Raw genomic sequence first — 15297 nt, forward strand, 5'->3', positions numbered from 1 at the left:
CTGTCAGAGCAGCGCGGCGCCAATCGGCATCGAAGCCCGCGGGCGCTTCTCCAGCTCCTCCACCAGACGGCGGGCCACATCGCGGTATGCCATCGCCGCCGCGGAATCCGGCGCGGCAACCACCACCGGCGCGCCCGCATCGCCCTGCTCCCGGATCTTCCGCTCCAGCGGCAACGAGCCGAGCAACGGCACGCCATACTCCGTCGCCATCTTCTGTCCGCCACCCTCACCGAACAGATGCTCGGTATGGCCGCAGTTCGAGCACACGTGCTGGGCCATGTTCTCAACCAGGCCAAGTACCGGGATCGACACCTTCTCGAACATCCGCAGCGCCTTGCGTGCGTCCAGCGTGGCGACGTCCTGCGGCGTGGTGACCACGACCGCTCCGGCCACGGGGATCTTCTGCGCCAGGGTGAGCTGGATGTCGCCGGTGCCCGGCGGCAGGTCCACCAGCAGGTAGTCCAGGCCCGTGTCGCCACCCCACAGGGTGTCATTGAGCAGCTGCTGGAGCGCGGAGGTCGCCATCGGGCCGCGCCAGATCATCGGCGTGTCCGCTTCCACCAGGAAGCCGATCGACATCGCTTCGATCCCATGCGCGCGCATCGGTTCGATGTGCTTGCTGTCGGGGCTTTCCGGCCGGCCCGAGAGGCCCAGCATCACCGGAATGCTCGGGCCGTAGACATCGGCATCCAGCACGCCGACGCGGGCACCCCCCGCCGCCAGCGCAAGCGCCAGGTTGACTGCGGTGGTGGACTTGCCCACGCCGCCCTTGCCGGAGCCGACGGCGATGATGTTGCGGATGCGGGGCAGAGGGGACAGGGTGCCCTGCGGCGCCCGGGCCTTGATTTGCATGGGAGGGACACATCCGGCAGTGGAGGGAGCCGCATTGTCCCATCCATCCGATGTGACATCGCCGTTACGCTCGTGTTAGGTTCGGTCCGTTGCCGGCGGAATGCGTCTTGACAACATGGCTGTTGAAGAAAAGCTTTTGTTTTTCATCCACTTGCAGAACAGGATTACTGAATGAGAGTTCATGCAGCACGCCGCTCGCGGCTGAGCACGGCGCTTGTCGCCGCTCTGATGCTTCCCTCCGTCGCGGTCATGGCCCAGGAGCAGGCCGCGCAGGATTCGCAGGACGCGCGCACCCTGGACCGCGTCACCGTCACCGGCTCGCTGATTCCGCAGTCACAGATCGAGACGTTCACCCCGGTGACAGTGGTCACCGCCGAGGACATCCGCGCACGCGGTTTCGCTTCGGTGTCCGACGTCCTGCAGCGCAGTTCGTTCTCGACGGGCGGCGTGCAGGGCGCGCAGTCATCCGCGTCGTTCACGCAGGGCGCGGAAACGATCAGCATGTTCGGCCTGCCGCCCGGATACGTGAAATACCTGATCGACGGGCGGCCGATGGCCAACTACCCCGCCCTCTACAACGGCAGTGACACGTTCAACAACATCAGCGGAATCCCGATCGATCTCATCGAGCGGATCGAGATCCTGCCGGGCGGCCAGTCCTCGCTGTATGGCTCCGATGCGATCGCCGGCGTGATCAACGTCATCCTCAAGAAGGAGATGAACGGATCCAGCCTCAGCATCCGCGGCGGTACCCACAGCGAAGGTGGCGGCAACAGTTTCCGGGCGAGCTTCGCCACAGGCTTCAGTTCACAGGATGGCCGGACCAACGCGCTGTTCGGCATCCAGTACGAGGACCGCGACGCCATCTGGGCCTACGATCGCGACATCACGCGCCAGTTCTTCACCGATGGCACCAGCCCGCCTGCTGCCAGCCGCGACTACCTCGTCAACAGTGCCTTCACCGGCTACGTCTTCGAGGATCCGGCGAACTGCGCCAACGTGACCGGCCAGTTTGGCGGCACGGTGGGCCTGCGTACGCGTCCGGGCTTCGCCGAGCCCTACTGCGGCAGCTTCTATTCGCCCGGCTACCGCACCCTGAACAATGCCAAGGAAGCGACCCAGCTCTACGGCAACATCAGCTTCGACATCAACAACAGCGCCCGCCTTTACGCGAACGTCCTGCACAGCGAGGAAGAGGTCCGCTATCACGTCGGCTCCGGCTACACCTGGTGGGGCACCTCGGTCGAATGGGGATACTTCTACGATCCGGAAGCTGACGATTTCCGCAACCTCCAGCGCGCGTTCGCGCCCGAATACATGGGCCCCGGCGGGTTTGCCAACTCGATGAATGTCGACGAGAGCACCTCGACGCGCGTCGCGTTCGGTATCGACGGCGCCCTGGGCGACTCCAGCTGGGACTACGACGTCGGGTTCACCCGGACCGACTACAAGCTCGACGAGAACGGCTTCGTCCGCTGGAACGATCCGATCAACAACTACTTCATCGACCGCGTGCTGGGCCCACAGCAGGGTCTGGATCCGTACTACGGCGCCTACCCGGTGTTCTCGCCCGACTACGCCGCGTTCTACCAGCCGATGTCGGCTGCGGATTTCCGCAGCTTCACGGGATACGCGACCTCGCGATCGAAGACGGTCGACCAGATGGTGCGCTTCCAGCTCACCAATTCCGATCTGTTCCAGCTTCCCGGGGGCAGTGCCGGCGTGGCCGTGGTGGCCGAGGCGGGTCAGCAGGAATGGCGCTACGACCCGCACCCCGGTTATCTCGACGGCAGCGTGTGGGGCACCACGGCGGTATCGGGTGGCGGCGAACGGGATCGTTACGCGGTCACCTCCGAGCTTCGCATGCCGGTCTTCGATCCGCTGACCGTCACGCTTTCGGGTCGCTACGACGCTTTCAAGCCGGATGGTGGCTCGACGATCGACAACACCACCTACAGCCTTGGCCTGGAGTACCGGCCGATCGAGTCCCTGCTGGTTCGCGGCAAGTACGGCACTGCATTCCGCGCGCCGACGCTGTCCGACCTGTTCCAGGGCCGCAGCGGGTACTACACCAGCGTCACGGACTACTACCTGTGCTCGCAGCTGGGCATCGAGCCGGGAGACGCCTCCGCCCAGTGTCCGTCGGCGCTGGCCAATCGCCAGGTCTTCGGCACGCAGGCGGGCAACGTGAACCTGCAGCCCATCGATGCGGATGTGTGGAGTGCGGGTATCGTCTGGGCCCCCACGGCGGACCTGTCGCTCACGCTCGATTACCACAACTGGGACATCTCCGACGAGGTGACGCAGCAGAGCGTCGATGGCCTGATGCGACAGGAGTACCGCTGCCGTACGGGTATCGACGACATCAACTCGCAGCTGTGCGTCACGGCGCTGTCGCAGATCACCCGCAACCAGCTCAACAACTACGTCGACGAGGTGTTCACACCGAAGATCAACGTATCCCGGCAGACACTTGAAGCCGTGACCGCCGGGGTCAACTACGAGCTCGGTATCGGTTCGGCCGGCGATCTGCTGTTCCGCGGCAACTACACGCAGAAGATCAGCCACAAGTACCAGCAGTATGCCGAGGATCCCGAGGTCGACCAGCTGAACGATCCGTACTGGAGCACGGATCCCAAGCGCAAGGGCGATATGTCGGTGACGTGGGCGACCGACCGATGGGCGACCACCCTCTACGCCAACTGGTTCAGCGAAACCCCGAACTACCGGGCCTGGCTGGTCGGCAACTACGAGGCCGCCGACACGGGCCGACTGGGTTCCTTCACGACCTATAACGCGTCGGTGTCGTTCTCGCCCATCGATGAGCTCAGCTTCTCGCTGCTGGTGAACAACCTCACCAACAAGATGCCGCCGCTGGACACGAGCTACCCCGGCACGAGTGGCGCCCCGTACAACTCGTCGAACTTCAACGCGTACGGGCGCGCGGTCTACCTCGAGGCACGCTACCTGTTCGGCCAGCGTTGATCCGCTGAGTTGCGTCATCCAGCGACCCCGCCCCGGCGGGGTCGCTGTTTTCATGGACTCGCCTACGCGAGGCGCTTATCTTTCCGGCCCAGGCGGGCCATCCGCGATACGGAGAACACGATGAAACTTTCCAAGTGGGTCCTGCTCCTGGGTCTTTTACCCGCCGTGGCGTTCGCCCAGTCCGGCCCGACCGGCCGCTGGAAGACGATCGACGACGAGACCGGCCGCGCCAAATCGATCGTGGAAATCCGCCAGCTCGACGACGGCTCGCTGTCGGGCACGGTGGTCGAGATCCTGCAGTCCGACCGCGGTCCCAACCCGACCTGCGACCGCTGCACCGGCGCCAACAAGGACAAGCCGATCCGCGGCATGACCATCCTGTGGGGCCTGCGCGCGGACGGTACCAATGCCTGGGCCGGCGGCACCATCCTCGACCCGAGCAAGGGCAAGACCTACCGGTCCAAGGCCCAGCTGATCGATAACAACCGCCTGGGCGTCTCCGGCTGTGTGGCCTTCATCTGCCGCGAGCAGGTCTGGCAGCGCGAGTAACCGACTCCAGGCGTGCATTCCGACGCGGCCCGGCACATGCCGGGCCGTTCTGTTTCCAGGGACCGCACGCGGCGTCCGCCCTGCCGGCGCGCCGGCCCTGCCGGGCGCGCATGCGATAATCGCCGGCCTCCTGCACCGATGCCGTCCATGTCGCGCCACGCCCTCGTCACTACCGCCCTGCCCTATGCCAATGGCCCGCTGCACCTGGGGCATCTGGTCGGCTATATCCAGGCCGACATCTGGGTGCGGGGGCGCAGGCTCGCCGGTGACGTGGTCCGCTTCGTGTGCGCCGACGACACCCACGGCACGCCGATCATGCTGGCCGCCGAGAAGGCCGGGGTGACGCCGGAAGCCTTCATCGCGAGCGTGCAGGCCGGCCACGAAGCCGACTTCGCCGCCTTCGGCGTCGCTTTCGACCATTACGACTCCACGCACTCGACGACCAATCGCGAGCTGACCGCGCGGTTCTACACGCGGCTTGACGCGGCGGGCCATATCAGCCGGCGCTCGGTGGCGCAGTTCTATGACCCGGCCAAGGGCATGTTCCTGCCGGACCGCTACATCAAGGGCACCTGCCCGAAGTGCGCGACGCCCGACCAGTACGGCGACAACTGCGAATCCTGCGGCGCCACCTATTCGCCCACCGACCTGAAGGAACCGCGTTCGGTGCTGTCCGGCGTGGCGCCGGAACTGCGCGACTCCGAACACTTCTTCTTCGAGGTCGGCCACTTCGAAGCCTTCCTGCGCGAGTGGCTGGCAGGGGACGTGGCGCTGCCCGGCGTCAAGGCCAAGCTGATGGAGTGGCTGGATGCCGAAGGCGGCCTGCGCGCATGGGACATCTCCCGCGACGCGCCGTACTTCGGCTTCGAGATCCCGGGCCACCCCGGCAAGTATTTCTATGTGTGGCTGGACGCACCGATCGGCTACCTGTCGAGCTACAAGGCGCTGTGCGAGCGCAACGGCGAAGACTTCGAACGCGTGCTGGCGCCGGATTCCGACATCGAGCTGCACCACTTCATCGGCAAGGACATCGTCAACTTCCACGGGCTGTTCTGGCCTGCGGTGCTGCACGGTGCCGGCCACCGTGCACCGACCCGGCTGCACGTCAACGGCTACCTGACCGTGGACGGCGCCAAGATGTCGAAGTCGCGCGGCACCTTCGTGATGGCGCGCACCTTCCTCGACAGCGGTCTCGAACCCGAAGCGCTGCGCTACTACTTCGCCGCCAAGTCCTCGGGCGGCGTCGACGATCTCGACCTCAACCTCGGCGACTTCGTCGCCCGGGTGAATGCCGACCTGGTCGGCAAGTTCGTCAACCTGGCGAGCCGCTGCGCGGGCTTCATCCACAAGCGCTTCGACGGCCGACTGGCCGGGGAACTCCCCGATCCCGTGCAGTACCAGCGCTTCGTCGCCGCACTGGGCCCGATCCGCGAGGCATACGCCCGCAACGACCCGGCGAGCGCGATCCGCCAGACCATGGCGCTGGCCGACGAAGCCAACCGCTACATCGACGAACGCAAGCCGTGGGTGATCGCGAAGCAGGACGGCGCCGATACCGGGCTGCAGGCGGTGTGCACCCAGGGCCTCAACCTGTTCCGCGTGCTGGCGGGGGCCCTCAAACCGATCCTGCCGCGCACCACCGCCGAAGCCGAAGCGTTCCTGTCAGCACCCGTCGCCGGTTGGGACGAGCTCGCACAACCGCTGCGCGACCACATCATCCAGCCCTACACGCCCCTGTTCACCCGCATCGACCCCAAGCTCATCGACACCATGACCGAAGCCTCCCGCGACACCCTCAACCAGGCCGCAGCCCCCGTCGCCACGCCTGCGCCCCAGGCGAAACCTGCGCCCGCTCCGGCGGATGCCGCCGCGGGCGCTCCCACCATCGGCATCGACGACTTCGCGAAGCTCGACCTGCGCATCGGCAGGGTGCTCGCCTGCGAGTTCGTCGAGGGCTCCGACAAGCTGCTGCGCTTCGAACTGGACGCCGGCGAGCTCGGCACCCGGCAGATCTTCTCCGGCATCCGCGCAAGCTATGGCGAACCGCAGCAGCTGGTCGGCCGCAACGTGGTGTTCATCGCCAACCTCGCGCCGCGCAAGATGCGTTTCGGCCTCAGTGAAGGGATGATCCTGTCGGCCGGCTTCGATGGTGGCGCGCTTGCGCTGCTGTCCGCCGACGAGGCCGCCGCGCCCGGCATGCCGGTGCGCTGAACCACGACGCCATGGATGGCCCGTCGCGGCAGCTGGCGCTGTTCGATTTCGACCACACGGTCACCCATTGCGATACCTATTCGCGGTTCCTGCGCCGCGTCGCGACGCCCGCGCAGCTGGTGCGGGCGCGCTGGGCGATCGGGCCGTGGCTCGTCGGTTATCGCGCCGGCGTGGTCCCGGCGGCCGACATCCGCCGCCGGGTGACGCGTTTCGCCTTCGCCGGCCGTGACGCTGGCGAGATCGCCGAACACGCTGTCGACTATGCGCGCGACGAACTTCCCGGGCTGGTGCGGCCGGAGGCGTTGCGGCGGATCGAATGGCACCGCGAGCAGGGCCATGCGCTGGTGCTGGTATCGGCCTCGCTCGACCTCTACCTCGCGCCATGGTGCGAGGCCCACGGATTCGACCTTGTCTGCAACCGGCTCGAACAGCTCGACGGTCGCCTGACCGGGCGCTACCAGGGCGACGATCTTGGCGCCTGCAAGGCACGCGAAATCCGCGCGCGATTCGATCCCGCGGCATTCGAGCGCGTGTACGCATATGGCGACAGCCGTGAGGACCGGCCGATGCTGGCACTTGCCCACGAACGCTGGTACCGCGGCAGGCGCATTGCCTGAACCCGGCAGGGCGCGCCCGCGGCGGCGATAATGCCCACCTGTCCGCGCACCCGCATCGAATGACCGCTCCCGCCCTGCTTGTCGAACGCCTCGACCGCCTGTTGCCGCAGACCCAGTGCGGCCAGTGCGGCTTCGACGGTTGCCGCCCGTACGCGGAGGCGATGGCGATGGGCGAGGCCGATATCGACCGTTGCCCGCCGGGTGGCGATGCCGGCGCCCGCGCGCTTGCACACGCGACGGGTCGCGTGCCGCGTCCCTACGACCGCGCTCGCGGGCTGCACAGGCCGCCGCTGGTGGCGCTGGTGGTGGAGCCCGACTGCATCGGCTGCACCAAGTGCATCAGGGCCTGCCCGGTCGACGCCATCATCGGCGGCGCCAAGCGCATGCACGTGGTGGTCGAGCCGCTGTGCACCGGCTGCGAACTCTGCGTGCCGGCCTGCCCGGTGGACTGCATCGTGCTGGTGCCGCCGCTGGGCGACGCGCCTGCCGACGCCGCTCAGGCCGACGTATCGACCAGTCCCGCCTCGCGCAGCACCGCGAGCGCATCGTCGAGCCCGTCGCCGTAACGCTTCCAGCGGCCGATCGAGGTGTCGTAGATCGGCGAGCGCACCTGCACCAGGCTCGCGGTCGCCACCGGTGCCGCGTTCTTCTCGAAGGCCAGGCAGACGTCATCCCAGGGCAGGCCGCAATGGTCGAGCAGCCGCCGCGTCTGCGCTTCCTGGTCGCGGACGACGTCCTCGTATCGCACCTCGAGGATGCGCCCGGGCAGGCGCTCGTGCCAGAACGCCATCAGCCGGTCGAACAGCACGTAGTAGCGGGCGGTATCGACGACGTCGAACGAATAGTCGTAGTACGGCGACGACAGCGCGAACAGCTGCCTGAAGTTGCCGAGCACGGTGTCCATCGGGTCGCGTCGCAGGCAGATCATGCGCGCCTCCGGCAGCGCGCGTGCAATGAATCCGGCATACAGGAAGTTGTGCGGCAGCTTGTCGATGAAGTGCGGGCTGCTGCCGGTGAGCGGACGCGTGCTGTCGATGTACTGCCGGCCGAGCACGGCCGGATCGACATCGACCGCACGCGCGAGCGTGTCCTCGTCGAGCATCGGCGGCGTGGTGCTTGCGGAGAGGCGCTTGAGCGCCACTCCGAAATTCTGCAGCTCGCCGGCCGAGGCGACATCCGGATGGCTGGACAGGATCCGCTCGACCAGGGTGGTCCCGGAGCGCGGCATGCCGAGGATGAAGATCGGCTCCGCGCTCTGGTGCCCCGTGCGCTGCGGTGCGGCGTCGTACGCGCGCCGCACCGCGTCGAAGACCCGCTGGTCGCGGCCGATGTCGTAGTCCAGGGTCGACCGCCAGGCGGCCTTGCCGGCGCGCAGATGCTGCAGGGAGCGCGCATGCTCGCCAAGATCCGACAGTTCCTTTTCCAGCGCGAGGTTGATGTAGAGCCTGCCCGCGGGGCCGTCGACCGTGGCCAGCAGAGCCTGCAGCCGCTCGATGTGGTTGCTTCCGGGTTGCTGGCGCCGCAGCTGGGACAGCGCCAGGTGCGCCTTCCAGTAACGGGGGTCGAGGGCAAGACAGGCTTCGTACTCGCGCTCGGCCCCGTCGAGGTCACCGACGAACATCAGCGCCGTCGCCAGGTTGAAGCGCATGTTGGCGGCACCCGGCTGCAGCTGCACCGCTTTGGCGAACATCGCCGCCGCATCCGCATAGGCATTGCACTGGCTGAACACCACGCCCAGCGTATCGAGCGAGATCGGATCCGAAGGTTCCAGCGTCACGGCGTGTCGCGCTGCCTCCAATGCCTCACGCATCGCCCGTGCGCCGGCCAGCACGCGCGCGAGCTGGGCGAGGTAGTCCGGGCGCGTGGGACTGAGCTGCACGGCGCGTCGCAGGTGCGCATACGCGCGACGGTTGTCGTGCTGGTGCACCGCCGCCACGCCGGCGACGAAATGCACGCCGCCGTGGTCGTCGCAGCGCGGCAGCAGCGAGGACGCGAGTGCGTAGGCGCGCGGCCAGTCGCTGCGGTTCAGCGCATCGACCGCCTGCCGGTAGACGGGCGCGGGATCGGGCGGGTTCAAGGCGTCGCCGGTTCCACGCGCTCCACCTCGTAGCCACGCTGCTGCAGCTTGTGGACCACGCCGTCCTCGCCGAGCAGGTGCAGCGCGCCGACCGCGACCAGGCTGTCGCCGGGCTCGGCGAACAGCGCCTCGATCTTCGGCAGCCACGCGTCGTTGCGGGCAACGTTGATGCGGTGATAGAGCGCCGGGTATTCGGTACGCATGCGCACCGCCATCTCGTTCCACAACGTGCGCTCGTCGCCGCGACGCCAGGCGTCATGCAGCCGGTCGAGTTCCTGCGCGCCCTTCTCGCCGCTCGAGTCCAGCGCCTCGCGCAGGAACTGGAGCTGTTCGGGGCGGTGCATGCCGTCCAGGAAGGCGATCTGCGCCTCGCCGGTTTCCAGCCCGACGGTCTCCTTGCCGGCCTCGGCGGCACGCTGCGCGAGGTGGCTGTCGAGCCCGAGCGAAGGATCGAGGCCGTGGCCGGTCATCTCCACCAGGGTGACGGTCAATGCGATGAACCACGGCTCGAACATCTGCACGCTCTGCGCGGTCAGCCCCATCGGCTGCACGCGGGCCGCATTGCCGGCCAGCCAGGTCTGCAGTGCCTTGGCGGTTTCCGGCGGCAGCTCGCTGTCGAGCAGGGTGCCGTCGGTGCGCATGCCCGCCTGCGCCATCTTCAGACCGAGCGTGGGCGAGTTCATCTCGGCCGGATCGAGTTCGAGCACCAGACGTTGCGAGGCCTGGAGTGCGTCGTCGATTGCCGCGGCGACCGGATAGTCGTCGGGCCGCAGCAGATGGAAGGTGCCGAGCAGGTACACGGCGTCCTCGCCCTTGCTGGCCTTCCACAGCAACGGCACCGGCGGCGCCTTCGCGGCCGCGGTCGGCGCCGGGCCCGGGGCAGGCTGCGCGGCGGTCGGGCCACCTGCGGCGAGTGCGCCCAGCAGCGTCAGTGCGGCGAACGATGTTTTCAGGTTCATGCGAGGTCCTTTCGATCGAGGAATTTCAGAGCACTTCGCCCGGATACGCCTGTTCGCCCGCTTCGATCGCCAGCCGCAGGCGGTTGCCTGGCGGCGGTAGCGGACAGGTGGCGTGGCGGACATAGGCGCACGGCGGGTTGTAGGCACGGTTGAAGTCGAGCACGAGCCGGCCGCTGCCGTCCGGATCCGGGGCATCGAGATAGCGTCCGGCGCCGTAACTGCCATGGCCGCTGGTGCCGTCGGCGAACATCACCAGCAGGCCGTCGCCGCCGTCCACGGCCTCCAGCCGCCATGACTGGCCGTCGCGGTCGAACTCCACCGCGCCGGGGTTCGGCATCGCGTCCACCTGGCCCACGATGTTGACGATGTCGAGCGTCTGTCCGGGCGGGTGCGGCACCCACGTCGCCTGCATCCTCCATGAGGGGTCCGGCGACCAGAACCGCAGGCCGGCGAACCGGCTGCGTGCCGGCGCGTCGAGGTGGCGCACGCGCAGGGCGTGGCGGCCACCGCGTTCGATCAGGCCGAGCTCGCCGCGGCCGTTGTCGAAGCCGATCCGCGTCGGTGCTTCATCGCGATCCGGATGCAGCCGCACCCGTCCCTTCAGCGGCTCGCCGTTGACGGTCAGTGCGACACCGCGCTCGGGGGTGAGGTACACCTCGCCCGCTTCCTGCTGCACCAGCGCCAGCCGCGGCGGGCCGATGCCCAGGTCGATGCCCGCGCGCGGCCCGTTGCCGATGTAGTGGGCCCTGAGTTCGAGCCAGTGCAGCCCGACCAGGGTGGTCCAGCCATCGTCGGCCTGCAGCGCGCGCGCACGCTCCAGCCGCCACTGCTGTTCGCCGCCCACGTAGTCGGGGTCGATCGCTGCGGGGCCGATGTCGCCGCCTGCGTCACGCGTGCACGCCGCGAGCAGCAGCAGCGGCAGTGCCAGGCACAGCCAGCCCCATCCCCACCGACGTTCCCCGTGTTTGCGCATCAGCGTCCCCGCATGAACCAGCGATCGATCTCGGCCAGGCTGAACCGCGTCCAGGTCGGACGCCCATGATTGCACTGGCCGGAGCGTTCCGTCTCCTCCATCTGCCGCAGCAGGGCGTTCATTTCCGGCACGGTGAGGCGGCGGTTGGCACGGACGGAACCATGGCAGGCCATCGTCGACAGCAGCTCGTCGCGCGCACTGCGCACGCGGCGGCTGTGGCCGTGTTCGCGCAGGTCGGCGAGCACGTCGCGCAGCAGCGCCTCGGTATCGCCCTGCGCCAGCAGCGCCGGCACGCCACGCAGCAGCAGCGACTGCGGGCCGGCACGCGAGACGTCGAAGCCGAGTTCCGCCAGCACCGCGGCCTCGCGTTCGGCGATATCGGCCTCGCGTTCGGCAACCGCCACCGTCTGCGGCACCAGCAGCGGCTGCATGCGCAGGCCTTCGCTGTCGTGCGCGGCCTTCAACTTCTCGTAGCCGATGCGCTCGTGCGCGGCATGCATGTCGACGACGATCAGGCCGTCGGCGGCCTGGCTCAGGATGTAGATGCCATGCAGCTGCGCCAGCGCGAACCCCAGCGGCGGAATGCCGCGCTCGTCGGCATCCGCCATCGCCTGGCTGCCCGCGACCACGGCCCCGCCATCGGCGAGCGCCGGCGTCGTCGCGCCATACAGCGCCGCGTAGCCGGCACGCAGTTCGTCGACCCGCAGCGACAGATTGGACTGTTCGCGGGGCTCTACGCGGCCTGCCCAGGATGCTGGAAACGCCGAGGTCGGGGACGGCTGCAGTGATGACGCATCCGATGCCACCGCTGCGCCGAGACCTGCTCGGGTGTCGGCCAGCGCGCCCTGCAGGGTGCGGTAGACGAACTCGTGCAGCAGGCGTCCGTCGCGGAAGCGCACCTCATGCTTGGCCGGATGCACGTTGACGTCCACGCGCGTGGGGTCGAGTTCCAGGAACAGCACGTACGCCGGCTGGCGCAAGTGGTACATCACGTCGGCGTACGCCTGTTTCACCGCATGGCTGATGCTGCGGTCGCGCACCGCACGCCCGTTGACGTAGAGATGCTGCTGGTCTGCACTGGCGCGCGAATACGCCGGCCGCGCGATCCAGCCCGACAGCCGCAGCCCCGCGGCGCTGTGGTCGACGCGCAACGCCTGGCGCGCGAATTCGGCGCCCAGGGTTTCCTCAAGCCGGCCGTCCTCGAACAGCGAGCCACCACCGCGGTAGCGCCGCAGCGGCTTGCCGTTGTGGCTGATGCGCAGCTCGACGTCAGGCCGGGCCAGCGCCAGCGAGCGCAGCCAGTCCTCGACATGGCCGAGCTCGGTGCGCTCGGCACGCAGGAACTTGCGGCGTGCCGGCACGTTGTAGAACAGGTCGCGCACCTCGACGGTGGTGCCGGTCGGGTGCGCCTTGGGCTCCAGCGCGCCCAGCTGGCCGCCTTCCACCGCGAGCGCGCTGGCATGGGCGGCATCGACGGTACGCGACACCAGCAGGAAGCGGCTGACCGACGCGATCGACGGCAGCGCCTCACCGCGGAAGCCGAGGGTGGCGACCGCCTCGAGATCGTCGAGCGATGCGATCTTGCTGGTGGCGTGGCGCGAAACCGCGAGCGGAAGCTCGTCGGGCGGGATGCCGCCGCCGTCGTCGCGCACGCGGATCAGGCGTACGCCGCCTTCCTCGAGTTCGATGTCGACGCGCCCTGCCCCCGCGTCCAGTGCGTTCTCCACCAGTTCCTTGACGACGGATGCCGGGCGTTCGACGACCTCGCCGGCGGCGATCTGGTTGGCGAGGGTCTCGGGTAGCTGGCGGATGCGCACGGGGTCTGCTGCAACGGATCAACCGCGATGATAGCGGCTGCACCCGCGCGTGCGCCCCGCGGCCGGCTCAGGGGCTGCCGCCCTGCCCGTTGTTGCCTGCCGCGGCCGCAGCGCGCGCGGCATACAGCGTGCCCGGCGGCGGCTGGTTGGAGAAATAGGTGTTGACGCCGTCGAGCACCGCACGCGCCACGGTGGACTGGAAGCGCGGATCGATCAGCCGCTGCTCCTCTTCCGGGTTGGAGAGGAACGCAGTCTCCACCAGCATCGCCGGCATGTCGGAGGTGCGCAGCACCGCGAAGTTGGCGCGCTCGATATGCGGCTTGTGGTTGTTGCCGATGCGCTTGAGCCCGGCGAGCACATGCTGGCCGGCATCCTCGGATGCTTTCATCTGCCCGCTCTGGGTGAGGTCGAGCAGCACCGATGCCAGCGTGCCATCGGCTTCCTGCAGGCGCACGCCACCGATCAGGTCGGCCGCGTTCTCCTTGTCCGCCAGCCAGCGCGCGCGCTGCGACGACGCCCCGCGCAGCGACAGCACGTACACCGACGAACCCTTGGCATTGCGGTTGGGAGCGGCATCGGCGTGGATCGAGATGAACATGTCGGCGCCGGCCTGGCGCGCCAGCTGGGTGCGGCGGTTCAACGGCAGGAACACGTCGCGGTCGCGGGTCAGGTAGGCCTTGAGGCCCGGCGTGGCATCCACCTGCCGCGCGAGTTCCCGGGCGATGGCCAGGGTGATGTCCTTCTCGCGCTGGCCGGTCGGGCCGACCGCGCCGGGATCCTGCCCGCCATGCCCGGCATCGATGGCGATCACCAGCGGGCGCGTGCCGGCGGGGCTGATGGCGCGCGCGAGGGGCGGCGCCGGCGTGGCGCTGGCCTGCGGTGCGCGCGTCGCGGGCGCCGGGGATTGCTGTGAGGCCGCGGGAGTGGCCGCGGGGCGCGCTGGCGGCGGTGTGGCGGCCGCGACCTGCGCCGCGGCGGTTGCGGGAGGCGTGGCGCGGGACGCGGCGATTTCCGAGATCAGCCGCGAGGTGGCCGCACTCGACGCGGCGACGTCATCGCCTTGCGGACGGGCCGCAACCGACGCCGGCGCCGGCCGTGGCGTGGGAGGCGGCTGCACGCTCCCGGCGATCAGCCGCGAGGTCGCGTCGTTTGACGCCGCGACCGGATCGACGCTGGGCGCAGCAGGTACGGCCACAGCGGGCACCGGGGCCGGAGCCGGAGCCGGAGCCGATCCGGCGCCTGCCACGGCCGCGGCGACCGCCGGGCCGGACACGACATCGCCATCGTCCGGCCATTCCAGCACCAGCCGCACGCCATTGGCGGCGGGCTCGAAACGCGGCTTCAGCGCGACCACCGGCTGGTGCAGGTCGAACACGATCCGGCTGGTACCGGGCTGGGGCTGGCCGCTGCGGACCGCCTTCACCAGGCCTGCCGGCGCCGGCAACTGCAGGTTCCGTGGCAGCGTGGTGCCCGGGAGGTCGACCACCAGCCGATGCGGATCGGCGAGGTTGAGGGTACGGAACTCGACTTCGGCGGGCAGCACCAGCTCGGCGCGGGTGCCGGTGGCGCCGGCAGCGAGCTGTACACCGCCGACTTCCGCGGCTTTGGCCACGACACTCCAGACAAGGCCGGCCAGGAGGGCCAGCCCCAACAGAAGTTCCTGGATTCGAGCTCCCCGGGCGCGCATTGCCGTAGTCAAGCACCAGAGGGTTTTGTTTGCAAGATGTTTTCCCTTATGAATCCGCCACCTGCCGGCCCTTCCTGCGCCGGTGGTTCAGGAAACCGTCACAAGTGCGGCATCGTCCAGCCGATCCAGCCAGGCCCGGCCCGTGGGCGAACAGGCGTCGATGCGGATCGCGCGGCCGTCCCCCGCGATCGCCAGATGCACGGCCAGATCCGGGGCGGGCAGTGCCCCGGCCCCGCGCTGCGGCCATTCGACCAGCCACAACGCGCCTGCGGCCTCGTCCAGACCGAGGAATTCCAGTTCACCGGGATCGCCGATCCGGTACAGGTCGAGATGCAGCGCCTCCCGCCCACCGGCCAGCGGATAGCGTTCGACCAGCGTATAGGTCGGGCTGCGCACCGTGCCCTGCACGCCGAGGTGCCTGAGCCAGGCGCGGGCGAGCGTGGACTTGCCCGCACCCAGGTCGCCATGCAGATGCACGACCGCGCCACCCTGCGGTTGCGATTCCGCAAGCCTCGCCGCCAGTGCGGCGGTGGCGGCAGGATCATCGAGCTGCAGCTCCAGGGTGTGGCC

11 protein-coding genes and 1 pseudogene are annotated in these 15297 nt (G+C 68.9%); 5 read left to right on the top strand and 7 right to left on the bottom strand.

All coding sequences use genetic code 11. The annotated features are described in order from the left end of the window. Positions 1–3: 3 nt before the first annotated feature. Positions 4–852: an iron-sulfur cluster carrier protein ApbC gene (gene apbC / locus ERL55_RS09365; protein ID WP_129136184.1), complete on the bottom strand. Its 849-nt coding sequence runs from the start codon at positions 850–852 to the stop codon at positions 4–6. Positions 853–1080: 228 nt separating this feature from the next. Here apbC and ERL55_RS09370 point away from each other — a divergent pair, with 228 nt between their 5' ends. From ERL55_RS09370 to rnfB, 5 genes and pseudogenes are all read left to right on the top strand, one after another. Continuing rightward, positions 1081–3837, top strand: coding sequence for a TonB-dependent receptor (locus ERL55_RS09370; protein WP_129137296.1), 2757 nt, complete (start codon positions 1081–1083; stop codon positions 3835–3837). A gap of 186 nt (positions 3838–4023) precedes the next feature. Continuing rightward, positions 4024–4386 (top strand): annotated as a pseudogene (locus ERL55_RS09375) (DUF2147 domain-containing protein); the annotation flags it as partial. A 147-nt stretch (positions 4387–4533) separates the two neighbouring features. Beyond that, positions 4534–6597, top strand: a complete 2064-nt coding sequence (gene metG / locus ERL55_RS09380) for a methionine--tRNA ligase (RefSeq protein ID WP_129136186.1) — start codon at positions 4534–4536, stop codon at positions 6595–6597. A gap of 11 nt (positions 6598–6608) precedes the next feature. Then, entirely contained in the window at positions 6609–7214 is a 606-nt protein-coding gene (locus tag ERL55_RS09385; RefSeq protein ID WP_129136187.1) for an HAD family hydrolase, read from the top strand. 59 nt (positions 7215–7273) lie between these two features. Then, on the top strand, positions 7274–7780 hold the full coding sequence (gene rnfB, locus ERL55_RS09390; protein WP_129136188.1) for an Rnf electron transport complex subunit RnfB: 507 nt from the start codon (positions 7274–7276) through the stop codon (positions 7778–7780). Here the strand turns inward: rnfB and ERL55_RS09395 are convergent. The 6 genes from ERL55_RS09395 to tsaE form a co-directional block, all read right to left on the bottom strand. Then, the gene (locus ERL55_RS09395) at positions 7711–9291 is read right to left on the bottom strand and encodes a sulfotransferase (protein ID WP_129136189.1); all 1581 of its coding nucleotides are present in this window, start codon (positions 9289–9291) and stop codon (positions 7711–7713) included. The two genes, rnfB and ERL55_RS09395, sit on opposite strands and share 70 nt — an antisense overlap. Then, entirely contained in the window at positions 9288–10250 is a 963-nt protein-coding gene (locus ERL55_RS09400; RefSeq protein WP_129136190.1) for a TraB/GumN family protein, read from the bottom strand. The genes ERL55_RS09395 and ERL55_RS09400 overlap by 4 nt, the downstream gene beginning before the upstream one ends. A gap of 25 nt (positions 10251–10275) precedes the next feature. Further along, positions 10276–11223: a DUF1684 domain-containing protein gene (locus ERL55_RS09405; protein ID WP_241685740.1), complete on the bottom strand. Its 948-nt coding sequence runs from the start codon at positions 11221–11223 to the stop codon at positions 10276–10278. Further along, positions 11223–13040, bottom strand: a complete 1818-nt coding sequence (gene mutL / locus ERL55_RS09410; protein ID WP_129136191.1) for a DNA mismatch repair endonuclease MutL — start codon at positions 13038–13040, stop codon at positions 11223–11225. The genes ERL55_RS09405 and mutL overlap by 1 nt, the downstream gene beginning before the upstream one ends. A 67-nt stretch (positions 13041–13107) precedes the next feature. Continuing rightward, a complete protein-coding gene (locus tag ERL55_RS09415; protein WP_129136192.1) occupies positions 13108–14727 on the bottom strand; it encodes an N-acetylmuramoyl-L-alanine amidase in 1620 nt (539 codons plus the stop codon). Positions 14728–14814: 87 nt separating this feature from the next. Further along, entirely contained in the window at positions 14815–15288 is a 474-nt protein-coding gene (gene tsaE / locus ERL55_RS09420; RefSeq protein WP_129137298.1) for a tRNA (adenosine(37)-N6)-threonylcarbamoyltransferase complex ATPase subunit type 1 TsaE, read from the bottom strand. Positions 15289–15297 lie beyond the last annotated feature (9 nt).

This window comes from Luteimonas sp. YGD11-2 (genome assembly GCF_004118975.1).
In the GTDB taxonomy this organism is placed as follows: domain Bacteria; phylum Pseudomonadota; class Gammaproteobacteria; order Xanthomonadales; family Xanthomonadaceae; genus Luteimonas; species Luteimonas muca.

Bases quoted from the DNA above. Each gene is read 5' to 3' on its own strand.
- apbC (WP_129136184.1), bottom strand. From the start codon at position 852: ATGCAAATCAAGGCCCGGGCGCCGCAGGGCACCCTGTCCCCTCTGCCC.
- ERL55_RS09370 (WP_129137296.1), top strand. From the start codon at position 1,081: ATGCTTCCCTCCGTCGCGGTCATGGCCCAGGAGCAGGCCGCGCAGGAT.
- metG (WP_129136186.1), top strand. From the start codon at position 4,534: ATGTCGCGCCACGCCCTCGTCACTACCGCCCTGCCCTATGCCAATGGC.
- ERL55_RS09385 (WP_129136187.1), top strand. From the start codon at position 6,609: ATGGATGGCCCGTCGCGGCAGCTGGCGCTGTTCGATTTCGACCACACG.
- rnfB (WP_129136188.1), top strand. From the start codon at position 7,274: ATGACCGCTCCCGCCCTGCTTGTCGAACGCCTCGACCGCCTGTTGCCG.
- ERL55_RS09400 (WP_129136190.1), bottom strand. From the start codon at position 10,250: ATGAACCTGAAAACATCGTTCGCCGCACTGACGCTGCTGGGCGCACTC.
- ERL55_RS09405 (WP_241685740.1), bottom strand. From the start codon at position 11,223: ATGCGCAAACACGGGGAACGTCGGTGGGGATGGGGCTGGCTGTGCCTG.
- ERL55_RS09415 (WP_129136192.1), bottom strand. From the start codon at position 14,727: ATGCGCGCCCGGGGAGCTCGAATCCAGGAACTTCTGTTGGGGCTGGCC.